The organism is Flaviramulus sp., assembly GCF_982512915.1.
On sequence record NZ_CEWOCJ010000014.1, the window covers coordinates 52002 to 65855 of the forward strand.

12 protein-coding genes are annotated in these 13854 nt (G+C 30.9%); 11 read left to right on the forward strand and 1 reads right to left on the reverse strand.

Annotation, left to right across the window (positions count from 1 at the left end; translation table 11 throughout):
- Nucleotides 1-900 (reverse strand): MerR family transcriptional regulator, encoded by a 900-nt coding sequence (locus tag AC1XJX_RS10190; RefSeq protein ID WP_482003881.1) that lies wholly within the window; start codon nt 898-900, stop codon nt 1-3.
- Nucleotides 901-1416: 516 nt separating this feature from the next.
- On the opposite strand from AC1XJX_RS10190, the gene AC1XJX_RS10195 reads away from it, so the two are divergent.
- The 11 genes from AC1XJX_RS10195 to AC1XJX_RS10245 form a co-directional block, all read left to right on the forward strand.
- Nucleotides 1417-2772, forward strand: a complete 1356-nt coding sequence (locus AC1XJX_RS10195; RefSeq protein ID WP_482003882.1) for an undecaprenyl-phosphate glucose phosphotransferase — start codon at nt 1417-1419, stop codon at nt 2770-2772.
- Between the two features lie 27 nt (nt 2773-2799).
- Entirely contained in the window at nt 2800-3270 is a 471-nt protein-coding gene (locus AC1XJX_RS10200) for a UpxY family transcription antiterminator (protein ID WP_482003883.1), read from the forward strand.
- A gap of 320 nt (nt 3271-3590) precedes the next feature.
- The gene (locus tag AC1XJX_RS10205) at nt 3591-5864 is read left to right on the forward strand and encodes a GumC family protein (protein WP_482003884.1); all 2274 of its coding nucleotides are present in this window, start codon (nt 3591-3593) and stop codon (nt 5862-5864) included.
- A gap of 107 nt (nt 5865-5971) precedes the next feature.
- The gene (locus tag AC1XJX_RS10210) at nt 5972-7102 is read left to right on the forward strand and encodes a glycosyltransferase family 4 protein (RefSeq protein WP_482003885.1); all 1131 of its coding nucleotides are present in this window, start codon (nt 5972-5974) and stop codon (nt 7100-7102) included.
- Nucleotides 7103-7249: 147 nt separating this feature from the next.
- A complete protein-coding gene (locus AC1XJX_RS10215) occupies nt 7250-8137 on the forward strand; it encodes a glycosyltransferase family 2 protein (RefSeq protein WP_482003886.1) in 888 nt (295 codons plus the stop codon).
- Nucleotides 8138-8147: 10 nt separating this feature from the next.
- Nucleotides 8148-9068, forward strand: a complete 921-nt coding sequence (locus AC1XJX_RS10220; RefSeq protein ID WP_482003887.1) for a glycosyltransferase family 2 protein — start codon at nt 8148-8150, stop codon at nt 9066-9068.
- 32 nt (nt 9069-9100) lie between these two features.
- Nucleotides 9101-9919, forward strand: coding sequence for a DapH/DapD/GlmU-related protein (locus AC1XJX_RS10225; RefSeq protein ID WP_482003888.1), 819 nt, complete (start codon nt 9101-9103; stop codon nt 9917-9919).
- A gap of 2 nt (nt 9920-9921) precedes the next feature.
- Nucleotides 9922-11133 (forward strand): DUF2264 domain-containing protein, encoded by a 1212-nt coding sequence (locus AC1XJX_RS10230; RefSeq protein ID WP_482003889.1) that lies wholly within the window; start codon nt 9922-9924, stop codon nt 11131-11133.
- A gap of 27 nt (nt 11134-11160) precedes the next feature.
- On the forward strand, nt 11161-12090 hold the full coding sequence (locus AC1XJX_RS10235; RefSeq protein WP_482003890.1) for a glycosyltransferase family 2 protein: 930 nt from the start codon (nt 11161-11163) through the stop codon (nt 12088-12090).
- Nucleotide 12091: 1 nt separating this feature from the next.
- A complete protein-coding gene (locus tag AC1XJX_RS10240; protein WP_482003891.1) occupies nt 12092-12916 on the forward strand; it encodes a glycosyltransferase family 32 protein in 825 nt (274 codons plus the stop codon).
- A 16-nt stretch (nt 12917-12932) separates the two neighbouring features.
- A partial coding sequence (locus tag AC1XJX_RS10245) for a glycosyltransferase family A protein (protein ID WP_482003892.1) occupies nt 12933-13854 on the forward strand: 922 nt, incomplete at its 3' end.

Genomic DNA, 13854 nt, shown 5'->3' on the forward strand with positions numbered 1-13854 from the left:
TTATAAGTTTTCTACTAGTTTTTCTATTGAATTGTATATAGTTACTTTTTTAGGAAGACTAGACACATCATAATTCGCAAGTTTAGGTCCTAAAAGAATGAAGTTAGTTTTTTCTTTTTGAAGTAAAAGCGCATCAAATTCTTTAATGTAATCTGGTATTTTTTCAATTTCTGGATACACGGTAAAGTAAGATAAAAATGTTATTTCATCAAAAAACTCCAGTAAATCAGTTAAGCTTTCCATGGGCATACTTTCACCAAGAAAAATCGTGTGGTATCCTTTACTTCGTAATTGATAATTAACAAAAAGCAATCCTATATCATGAATTTCTGCATCTGGTAAAAAGAGTATAAACGTTCTAGAAACGGGTTTTGGCTCTAAGAGTTGCAGTCTTTCTGTATTTATTAGTATTTTTTGTTTGATGTGAACCGATAAAAAATGCTCGTGGGCAGGGGTGATGGTATTGGTTTGCCATAATAAACCAATTTCATTAAGGAGTGGTAAAAAAACCGAATAAAATATTTCACTAAATGTTTTATTATCTAGAAGGTTGTTGTACGTACTGTAAAATAGCACTTGATCAAAATTGATCATAGCCATTTTTAGCGCATTTATAGCATGATCTTCTACCTTAGATCTAGACGCAATTTCTCTAACCTTTACAGGTATTTCTTCTTCTTTAAAACTAGCAATTTTAGAAATTTTAATACCGTTATTGTTTAAATATGAAATATTTAAAAGTTTTTGGAAGCTCGCTAAACTATAATTTCTAATATTTGTGTCAGACCGATCTGGACTTAATAAATTGTAGCGCTTCTCCCAAATTCTTATGGTATGTGCCTTTATACCTGTTAAATTCTCTAAATCTTTGATGCTAAAATTTACTTGAATATTGTTCATTAAAATTTAATTTAAGTTAAACAAAAGTACATATAATTTATTTACAAGCTTTAAAAAATTAAAGCTATTTTTTTTATTTTAATTAAAAACTCAAATTGTTAATTTATTATTTTTCGTGAATCTTATTGTATTTAAGATTATAAACCAAACTTACTGTTGAAACCTCCTCTCATTTCAAAATAATATTGAAATTTCTAATAACGATATTCTGACAATAAATATCGATGAAATCATCACTTAATATCGACAAATGCAACTCTAGTGTAGTTTAACGAATATTATAGCTATGTATGGAAAAAGTATTAAATATAACTATTTTATATGTTTTTTTGTACCGGTTGTTGGTTTATACCCTACAGCTACCAATGATTTGATTAATAGCAAAAAAATCTAAATTATTAAAAACAGTGATTCTTAAAATCCGTTTTTTAAAAGATTGTAAACATTAATAATATAAACAACTGTTAATGTTAGTTTTCATCTTCTGTTTGGATTATGAAATTAATAAATTGCTATATGAAAACAAAGAGTTACTCTCACTTAATTATTCCTCTTTCGATAATCATACATTTATCAATAATAAATGGCACGCTGTTTATTTTGACTCCTGATACTTATACGTACTCACTAAGTATAATTTTTTACAACTTTTCTTGGTTAGCTATAACTTACAGTTTGAATTATTATCCTACAGCACGTAAGGAAAAATTCATGACAAATATCAAGAAAATGTTTAATCTGTACATTATTTACGGATTAACTTATTTTTCATGGTTTGTTGTTCGGGGTGTTTTGCCAGATAATATTCAATATCACTTAATAGTATTCTTAATAATATGTGTTTTACTAACCATTTACAGGTTATTATTTTACATAGTTATTAGAAACTACAGATTAAGTGGGGGTAATTATGTTAATGTAGTTGTAATTGGAAGAGATAAGAATTTAAAGAAAATTAGAAAAGTATTTGATAATCCATATTACGGCTATCGTTATTGTGGTTTTTTTGATGATAAGCCATCTCAAAGTCCTACTTATTTAGGGGAAATTTATGATAGTTTTAAATATATTATAGATAATAGTATTAACGAAGTTTATTGTACGGCGTCAAAGCTTTCAAGGTCTGAACTACAGAACCTGATTAATTTTGCTGATAATAATCTGATTAAATTAAAAATAATACCCGATAACAAAGACATCTACACAACAGCAATGACTGTTCAGAAATATGATAATATTCCTGTTTTGGATGTTCGAACAGTGCCTTTAGATGCAGATTTTGGTCGAATGGCTAAACGTATTTTTGATGTTGTTTTCTCTTCTATCATCATAGTTAGTCTTTTGTCTTGGTTAATACCATTACTATATATTATAATTAAGTTGGAATCTCCTGGGCCATTGTTTTTTACACAAAAAAGACATGGGCTTAAGCGTCAAACTTTTAATTGTTTAAAGTTTAGGTCTATGACATCCAATGGAGAGGCACATTCTAAAATGGCTACTAAAAATGATATGCGTGTTACACGAATTGGTAGGATTTTAAGAAAAACAAGTATTGACGAATTACCGCAGTTTTTTAATGTTTTTCTGGGGCATATGAGTGTTGTTGGTCCAAGACCACATATGGAACAACACACCTCCGATTACGAAATATCTGTAGATAAATATTTGGTAAGACATTTTGTGAAACCCGGAATAACTGGTTTGGCACAAATAAAAGGTTACCGTGGAGAAATTATTAAACCCTCAGATATTTTAAACAGAATTAGATTAGATATTTTATACGTAGAAAAGTGGTCGTTTTTACTAGATTTTAAAATTATTCTTTTAACAATTTTCAACGCTTTTAAAGGCGAAGAAAAGGCTTATTAAAATACATGTAAATTAAAATTAAAGATTATGAGTTGGTTTGTATTATCAGTGAAAAGTAGTCAAGAAAAAAAAGTTGCCGATATCTTAAATAAGATGGGTATTCAGGTATTCAATCCTTTAATTAAAGAAGTAAAATATTGGAGTGATCGTCAAAAAGTTGTCGAATCGCCTTTATTTAAATCATACGTTTTTGTTAATATTTCAGAAAAATATAGAAGGATAGTCTTTGGTGTGCCAGGAGTTAAGGGTTATTTGTTTTTAGATGGTAAACCAGCCTTAGTTGGTGAGGACGAAATTGCTATCATTCAAAAATGGATAAATGAAGAACGGTACGATTTAGTAAGGCTTTCTAAACTAATTTCTAGAAATGAAATTGCCATACAAGAGTGGTTAATGAAAAATAATTCTGGTATCAAATGGATTGGAAAAAGCAATGTGTCTGTCCTACTAGATCAAATGCATATTTTAGAGAAAGAAAAATTAAGAGAAGTTATTTAATTTTTTAATTTTTTGTGTCAACTCATTTTTAATTTTATTAGCCCTAATAATCTAAAAACAAAGCAAATCATGACAACAGTATTATGAAATTTGCATTTAAACGATAATGAAAATATAGATTATTTAAATTATTGATTATATTCATTTTAAGCCTACTATATTCCTTTGAATTTTTAAAAAAAAGATGTTCCTTTACTTAAATTTGTTAAAAATTTGAAAATATTTGCTTGTAGTAGCCATTATTTTCAAATTGAATTAATGTTTTTTTAAGTTAAAAACCAGTTATTTTTCATGAATCAATCTTATTGTTATTTATAAATATGGAAAAAGATATTTTCAAAATATTGTTAAATTATTTACGTTATTGGTATTTGTTTTTAATAGGCGCTGTAATTTGTTTAGCATGCGCACACTTTTATATAAGATATAATATCACACCAGAATATTACGCAAGTGGTAAAATTTTACTAAATGATAAAGAGGAAGGAGACGGTTTACAGTCATTCAGTAATTTAGGATTAATTAAAAATTCTAAAAACATTGATGATGAAATTGGAATTTTAGAATCTTACGATCTTATGGTAGAGACCATAAACGAATTAGGCTATTCTGTAGGATTTTATGTAAAAGGAAGATTTAGTGAAATCGAGCTTTATGATAAAGCGGTGCCCTTCAAAGTTGTTTTAAGTGATAGTGTGCCGCTTCAAAAATTTGGAACACTGGGTACTATTGCTATTGTTGATGACTTTACGTATCAGATAGAAACATTTAAAGACGATGAGAGTGTTAGTAAGAGTACTCATAATTTTGGAGAACCTATTAATACACCTTTTGGAGCATTTCATGTGGAATTAAGAACCAATAACTACAAAACCCTAGACCCTATATTTGTTAAGTTTAGAGATGTAAAATCCATAGCTTTAGGGTATAATAATAAAGTAAGTATCAGAAATGTTAACGAAAGTGGAGGAGGGCTTTTAAGAATCTCTTTAACAGATGCCATTCCTCAGCGTGGTGTAGATGTTATAAATAAGCTCATTGAAGTTTATGCAAAGAGTTCTGCTAAAAACAAGAATTTCTTGGCGCAATCAACTTTAAAATTAATTGATGAGCGTCTAGAATTGTTAACAGCTGATCTTAATGTTGCAGAAAAAGGCGTTGAAAATTATAAGCAGAGTAATGATTTAATTAATGTAGAATCTGATGCGTCTCGTTTTGTAAATTTAGCTGATGAGGTCGATAGAGAGTTAACCGTCTTAAGATCAGAAATAAATACTCTAAGCTCGTTAGAAACCAGTTTGATACAATCTTCAAACCAAACTTTTTCTCCTATCAGTTCTTACAATGTTAATAGTCCGGTGTTGGCTGGTGCAATCATAGCCTACAATGCAGAGGTTCAAAACCGAAAAAACCTTATCAGCGCTTCAGGTACAGGAAATCCGATGCTACCCGAAATGGACAGACAGTTACTGGAAAGTAAAAATCTTATTCTACAAAATATTAGAAACATAAAAGCACAACTTTCAAGAAACCAAAGTGATTTATCTAATAAATCATCCCAATACCGATCTAAAATATCTTCAGTGCCAACAGCAGAAAGAGCGCTCCTAGAAATTAACAGAGATCAGGGTATCAAACAAAGTTTATATCTTTATTTATTACAAAAGCGAGAAGAAGAATCCTTATCTATCAGTGTGCCATTTTCAGATACGCGAATCATAGAAACACCTCAAGCAACCAGTTACCCTGTTTCGGGAGCCAAATCACCTATTTATTTAGGTGCTTTACTATTTGGCATGTTTATTCCTTTTGTTTGGGTATTTGCAAAAGATAAACTAAATACTAAAGTTTTAGAAAAAGAAGATATTGAGGCCCTAACTAATACGCCTATACTCGGTAAAATTTCAAGTAATGAAGGTAAAGAGGTTATTGTAGTATCTGGAAATAAAGTAACACCAGTTGCTGAACTCTTCAGATTAATGCGGCACAATTTAAAGTTTCTTACGCAAGGTAAGAACAGTCAGGTCATCATGGTAACTTCAGGAAAACCCGGTGAAGGCAAAACATTTGTATCTATGAACATAGGCGCAAGTTTGGCTATAACGGGTAAAAAAGTAGTGGTTCTTGGTTTTGATTTAAGGGTTCCAAAACTTATGAAAGATTTAACTTTGGATTATCAATTAGGACTTTCAGACTACATCGTGGATCAGACTACAAAAGTGGATGATATTGTTGTGCCATATAATAATGAGAAGAATCTTTCTTTTATTGGTGCAGGTCCTATACCACCCAATCCAGGAGAGCTTATGCTTAATGAACGGGTAGGTGAGTTAATTGAAGATTTAAAAAAGCGATTTGATTACATCATCATTGATACACCACCAATTGGTAAAGTGTCTGATGCTTATTCACTAACGCCGTATGTAGATGCTACACTGTTTGTAGTAAGATATAATTATACCAAAAAAGAAGAATTGAAATTCATTAATGAAATTGAAGGTACTAAAAGGTTAAATTCCCTAATGATTGTATTTAACGATGTGAAAATTGAAAATTCTGGGGTGTATAGCTATGGGTATGGAAGAAATGTTTAATTTTTTTAAGTAGTTGCTTGTGTCTAGATTTTATAAAATAAAAAAAATCAGCTATTTAATTTAATAATAAAATATGTCAAAATTGAAGATTTTATTGGTAATGCGACATGCATGGGGAAATACAATGGGAATACCTAAAGTATTTTTTTGACTTTAAAAAAGAATATGAACAAATTGGGCATCATGTTGATACGTTATCTTTTGATGATTTATATCCTAAAGGGCAAAATAAATTAGCTAGAATATTTGGACCTACTTTTCCTGAATTAATTTTAAAATATTTAAAAAAGAATGCGTATAAATATGATGTCATTGATGCTAATTTTGAATGTATTCCATATCCAAAAGACACTTTCAATTATAGTGGTATTGTTTTGTTTCGTTCTCATGGATTGCCTCAAGTATATAAAATTTATGAAGATATACCTCCTTATAAAACAATAATTGATAAGCATCGTGAAAACATAAAAATAAAAACAAGATTTGGTAATATTTATAGAGCATTAGATAGAAAAGTAGGTTTAAAAGAACTCAATGCTTCTATAGAGCATGCCGATATAGTTCACGCATTAAATACCCATGAATATAATTTCTTGTTAGGCGAAGGAGTACCTCAAGAAAAACTTGTAACCATACCAAATGGGTTACAAGATGATTATATTTTAGAGGCTAATTTGTTACAAGTAAGTAATAAAAAAAATAACATTTCTTTTTTGGCATCATGGACTCATAGAAAGGGAATTATGGAATTGAACCAAATTGTAAATGAAATTAGTTCAAAAGTGCAATTAGACGAATTTCACTTGTTGGGAGGTGATCGGCCAAAAGAAGAAGTATTACAACAATTTGAAGAAAGCAACTATTCCAAGTTAAAAATCACACCTCAATTCGAGCAAAATCACTTGATTTCGCTCTTGTCAAATTCAAAAGTGGGCGTTTTCCCTAGTTACGTTGAAGGTTTTGGGCTGGCAGTTGTAGAACAGTTGGCCTGTGGTATACCTGTTGTAGCATACAATGTGCCAGGTCCAGCAGATATTTTAGCAGAAGTTGACCCAACATTGTTAATAGAATCAGGAGACACAAAGAGTTTATGTAAGAAAGTTATAGAAATTTTAAATATGCCGGAAGCGGATTATGAGATATTAGCACTTCAATGTAAAGAACGAGCTAAATTCTATAGTATGGGCAATGTGGCTGAAAGTTTTTCAAATGTATTTAAAAATTTTAGGAGTAAATAGGCAGTCCTTGTAGATGAATACTTTTGAGCCTTGCAAATTGTATAGGTCATTAGAATGTTTATAAATTTTATAGGCACTTTCGATCTAGTATTTTGTTAATAAGATTAAAGTGAAGAGTTAAATTATTAATAGTTATGGTTTTAGAACATGAATATGGAGCTAATTAGTATTATTATACCAGCGTATAATGCTGTTAACTTGATAAAAGAGACATTAAGTTCCATTAAAAATCAAAGCTATACCAATTGGGAGTTAATTGTGGTGGAGGATGGATCTGACGATGGCACTAAAAAAGTTATAAATAAATTCAAGTCAAGTGTAACTCAAAATGTTATTTACTTTAGAAATGATGTTAATAAAGGGCTGCCAGCAACACGCAATGTTGCAGCTTCTTTAGCAAGTGGTAACTGGATTGCTTTATTAGATAGTGATGATTTATGGCATCGAGACCATCTGTTACTTTTAATAACAGCTGCCCAAGAAAATCAAGATTGCGATTTGATATATTCTTCTCACTATTGTTTTTCTGAAACTATTGATAATATCATACCAGATAATAATTTAAGCAGGAAAGAAGAAAATCTAGCAATTAGCCTGATCAATGGCTACATCATACAACCATCTGCTATAATGGTTTCATCAAATATGTATGCTTTAATTGATGGTTTTGATGATTCTTATCGTTATGGAGAAGATGTCAATTTTATTTTTAGACTTCTAAAAGAGGGTTGTAAGTTTAAAGATTCTGGAAGCACTACTTTATACTATCGTTATAATTTAAATGGACTTTCAAGAGACCAGGTGAATATGAGTTATGGCGTAGCAAAAGCATACGAAGAATTAATCGACTTCGATGAAGTCTCCAAAAAAATCCGACATAAAAGAATATCAGATAAATGGATTGTAGCAGCTCGTATGTTACGAAAAAATAATAAGAAACGAGCCAAAGAAGCTATTAAAAAAGCAGTTAAATATAACACGTCATTAAAAACATTATTTTATCTCATATTAATTTATATAATTCCAAATAAGTAGTTGTAGTTTGATGAAGAAAGATCTAATTAGTATTATTATGCCAGCTTACAAGGCTGCATTTTACATTGAGAAAACCTTAGAATCAATAGGTATTCAATCCTATACTAATTGGGAGTTAATTTTAGTGGAAGATGGAACCGATGATGGTACAAAAAACATAATAAAAAAATTTGATGCAGAAGTTGATCAAAATGTGGTTTATTTCAAAAATGAGATTAACAAGGGAGTTTCTGCGACTAGGAATGTAGCCGCAAGTTTGGCCAATGGCAAATGGTTAGCTTTTTTGGATAGTGATGACATATGGCATAAAGACCACCTATCTGTTTTGATGGAAACTGCTTTAAATAACCCTCTACATGAAGTTTTTTACAGTACACATACTAAGTTTTATGATAAAGTGGACCAAGCGCTTTTATTTAAAAGTATTGCCGATGATACATTAAAAGACCCACCTTATCTGTCAGAAAATCTGCCTACAGCCCTTTTCAATGGCTATATGGTGCAACCCTCAACAATGATGTTAACTTCCAAGGTATTTCATAGCGTACATGGTTTTAACGAAAATTTACGGTATGTAGAAGATTTTCATCTATTCTTTAAAATATTAGTTCAAGGCTATAAATTTATATATACTAGAAAAAATACTTCCTACTATAAAGTTAACCCTATAGGGTTGTCGTCTAATAGTATTCAAATTAATTATTCGACAGCTAAAGTACGTCAGGAAATTTTGGATACAGGTTGGGGAGATGTAGATAAAAAAATAATGTTAAATAAAACGCATGAAGCCTGGTTATTAGTAGCAAGATTAGCAAGAAAGAGTGATGTCAAAATAGCAAAAGAGGCTATTAAAAAAGCGTTAAAGATTAAAATTAATATGGAGACACTCTTTTTTTGGATTTTAATCCATAGCACTAAATCAAAAAAATGAGTGATTCTTTCTGAATTAACATAGAATAAACAATGCTAATATTAAATAAGATAAAAAATATATATAACCGCTTTAATAAAATAAAGTTTAAATATCTTTTCTATGGTTCTAAAGTAATCATTGAAAAAGGAGCTATTTTTAGTGTAGGAGAAAATGTTACTATTAGAAAAAGTAGTATTTATATAAAAAAAGGAGATGCACTTATTATTGGCGATAACACTTCAATGTCGGGTGCTTCCATTAATATGATAACGGGTGGAAAGGCTGAAATAAAAATTGGAAAGCATTGTAAAATTAATGATTATAACCTATGTATTAGATGGGGATATTTACATATTGGAGATTATAATATATTAGAGAAGGGTGATAATTATAGAAACCCTTATGTTATTGTAGGAGGAGATTTAATGATTGGTGATTATAATCATATTTTAAGTGATATATCTGTAAGATTTCGTGGTAAAGTGCGCATTGGTGATAGGAATGCAATAAACGAAGGCACAGAAATAAGAAGTGATGAGAAAATAGTTATTGGAGATTACAATCAAATATCATATAACTGTGCTATTTGGGATACTAATACTCATAACATTTACAAGGCTGAAAAACGAAGAGAGATTACAGATAGCCAATATCCCGATTTTGGTTTAGAATTTGAAAAACCAAAAACTTCCCCGGTTATAATAGGGAGTGATTGCTGGATTGGTAAGAATGTTTCAATTTTAAAAGGCACCAAATTAGAGAATAAATGTATTGTGGCATTAGGGACCTTATTAACTAATGTTAATATTGCTCATAATAAGACGGTTTTCAATAATTCTGTTTTAAAAATAGTTGACAATCAGATATAAACATGCGTAGTAATTGGATTCATTTTTTAGAACAAATAGCGTCGCCAGTGCTACATGCGGCTGCAGATGATGTGTTGAAGCTAAAAATGCCAGTTTATAAGGGTAGAAGTGAATTTCAATACCTAGAAGCCTTAGGTAGGATTGTCTGCGGCATTGGACCTTGGCTCAATCTTCCTCCTGATGCATCTGAAGAAAGCAAAATAAGAGAAAAATACAAGAAATTAACAGGAAATGCGATAGCTAATTTAGTTAATCCCGAAGCTAAGGATTATGTGAATTTTGGTAATGGATATCAAGCTCTTGTAGATGCCGCGTATTTAGCACAAGGATTGCTTAGAGCTCCTAATTTATGGCATGCTTTTAAACCTGAAGTTAAAAAGCAGGTCATATTTGAATTAAAAAAAACAAGACACATTAAGCCTCCCAATAATAATTGGCTCTTGTTCGCCTCCATGGTTGAAGCATTTTTATTAGAATATAATCAAGAGTATCACAAAAGTAGATTATACTTGGGAGTGGAAAGGTTTATAAATAAGTTTTATTTTGGAGATGGTTTATATGGAGATGGACCACATTTAAGTATGGATCATTATAATAGTTACGTTATTCATCCCATGTTAATGGATATTTTAAATGTAATGGTTAAACATAAGCTGAATAAAACAGCTCGGCTTTATAATAAGCAGGTTTTGCGATATAAACGATATATTCAAATTCAAGAAAGAATGATATCGCCAGAGGGAACCTATCCTTTGTTTGGAAGAACCTTAATTTGCAGATTTGGTGCTTTTCATGCTTTGGCTCAAGCGCCATTAATGGATATGGTTCCCAAAGAAATTTCAGGGGCACAAATTAGATGTGCCTTAAACGCTGTTTTACATAAACAAATGACATACGCCAATAATTTTGATTCAGAGGGATTTTTAACGGTTGGGTTTAACGGCAAACAAGAAAAAATGCAAGAATCTTATGTGTCCTCAGGTAGTCCTTATCATTGTAGCACCATTTTTTTACCTCTAGGTTTACCAAAAGAGCACTTATTTTGGACATCTGAAGACCAAAATTGGACAGCCTTAAAAGCTTATACAGGAGAGGAGTTTGAAGCAGATCATATGTATTATGAGAAAAATAAATTTAATGTAGTCCATTTATTATCAGTTTATAGAATGAAATCTTATTTAGGTAGGATAACGAAATATTTTAAGGTTAGGTAAATGAAAGAAGCAAATAAAAATAAGCCCTTGGTCTCTGTTTGCATTCCCATGTATAATGTTGAGGAGTTCATAGAAGAAACATTGCAAAAAACTATCAAACAAACTTATAAAAATATTGAAGTTATTATTGTTGATGATTACTCAACGGATAATTCATATGCATTAGCTCAAAAATTTGTATCCAACAACATAAAATTATTTAAGAACGAAAAGAAGGGTGGGAATGCTGCTCGTAATCTTGCTTTTAAAAAATCGACCGGAGACTATATTAAATTTATGGATTCTGATGATTATTGTTCCGAGAATATGATTGAAGAGCAAATGAATAGAATTTTAAAGGACGGAACAAAAGATACATTGATTTATTCGCCATTAAAAATGCTTGAGCCAGATGGAAGACTTTGGTGTCTACCAAGATCATTAGATAAAGATTACGCTCCTGGAATAGAACTCATGGTTGCAATATGGAGACAAGAAGGTTGGAATGTGCCTCATTGTCATTTAATGCATCGCAGTCTGGTTGAAAAATCAGGAGGATGGGATGAAACTATTCTTAAAAATCAAGATGGTGAATATTTTGCGAGGGTTTATGCAATAGCCGATAAAGCATTATCTGTAGATAATGCTCTAGCCATTTGGAGACAGACTAAAAAAGGGGTGAGTGTGCAAACATCAGTAAAGGCATATGCTTCTGTTATTGATACATATGAGATTATACTGAGAATACTTCTAAATTATAAAGATACCAAGGAGATGCGTCTTATTTGTTCCAAATTTATAGGCTGGTATGTTTGTGCGCATTACCCTGCAATAAGCCCAGTAATGCCAAAAATTAACAAGGTCTTATCCGATGCCAATCTTAAATTAATTTTACCCGAACGTAAAGCACTTAACATATTAAGAGTGGTATTTGGTTGGAAACTTGCTCTTAGACTAATAAAAAAATTAAAGATATAACATGATCCCAAAAATTATACACTATTGCTGGTTTGGCGATCAACCCAAATCTCAATTTATAGAAAATTGTATCGCCTCATGGAAAAAATATTTACCCGATTTTAAAATTAGATCGTGGTCGGAGGATGATTTGGATATAAATGCTGTACCTTTTATAAAGCAAGCATATGAATTAGGTAAATGGGCATTTGTTGCCGATTATGTCAGGTTTATTGCTTTATACGAAGAAGGAGGTATATACATGGATACAGATGTAGAGGTTTTAAGACCATTTCATAGTAATTGGTTTAATTATGAATTTTTTAGTGCACACGAATATCATCCTGGTTTATTTGATGTTGCGGGAAGAAAGAAACTAAATGATTCGTTTTTGCCTCTCAATTTGGATGAAAATATTGATGGTTTTGCAATTTTATCTGCAATTATGGCATCGAAACCTAAACATCCTTATGTTAAAGATTGTATTGATTTTTATAACCAAATTGATTTTGTAAATGCAGATGGTTCAATTGACTATACGAAGGTGATTATTGGAGAAATAATATCAAAAGTAGCTCTAAAATATGGTTATAGATATGAGGATACACAACTAATCCTTAGTAACAATATGTTAATACTGCCTTCAAATGTTTTGGTCGGTAATGCCATGCTTTTAGATGGTAACTCTTATGCTATTCATTTAATAAATGGAAGCTGGAGAGAAAAAACAGGTTATGATAAGTTTATGCATAAGGTGCGAAACAATTACCCTAAATTATTTCCATTGCTTCATGTTATGGATAAAGTAAGATTAAAGTTGAGTAGAGTTATAGGGGCAAATACATAATCTTTAAGAGTACAAAATGAACGGAATAAGCTTAATAATCCCCACATACAAACGCAAGATAGACTTTGAAAGAACACTCAATTCTGTGAGCAAACAGATAAGTGATATTGAGGAGGTCATTACGATAATAGGGCCAAATGATACCGAAAGTTTTGATTTAGCAATGTCGTTCAAGAATAAAATTGAGAATTTAGAAGTTATCCAAAGTGAAAAAGCCAGCGTTGTGCATGCTTTAAATTTGGGCTTACAAGAGAGTACTCAAGATATTTTATGCTTAACAGATGATGATATTGAATTACCAGAGGGATGGGCAAAACGAATAAAAAAAGCATTTGAAGAAAATTCAGAAATGGGCGCCTATGGTGGACCTGACAAACTTGTTACTGAAGATGATAAAGCGTATAATCCTGTAAAGGAAGTAGGGGTGTTTAAATGGAATGGCATGGTAGGGAATCATCACTTAGGAATACTGGATTCACCCGCAGTAGTAGATGTGATTAAGGGCGTGAATTTTTCATTTAGAAGAAATACGCTTGATAATTTGGTCATAGATTCTTTTTTGCAAGATAGAGGGGCAGAGCAATGTTGGGAAATAGATTTAATTCAAAAAATTCAATGTAATGGTTTTAAGGTGATTTATGATAACGAAAATTTTTTAATGCATTATGCATCACATCGTGAAGCATTTGACAAAAGAAATGATATTTTTGCATCAATGAACTACAACAACACAAAGAACATGGTTTATGTTTATGCGAAGTTTAGACCTATTAATGAAGTTGTATTTACTACAGTTCATACTTTGGTAATAGGCTCAAAAATTCAACCTGGGATATTAAGAGCGGTTACAATGGTTAAAGATTATGGCTTAAAAGTGTTATTATTACCCTTTAAAAATAGTATGGCCATCTTTGTAGGCATGTTTAATGGTTATAGAT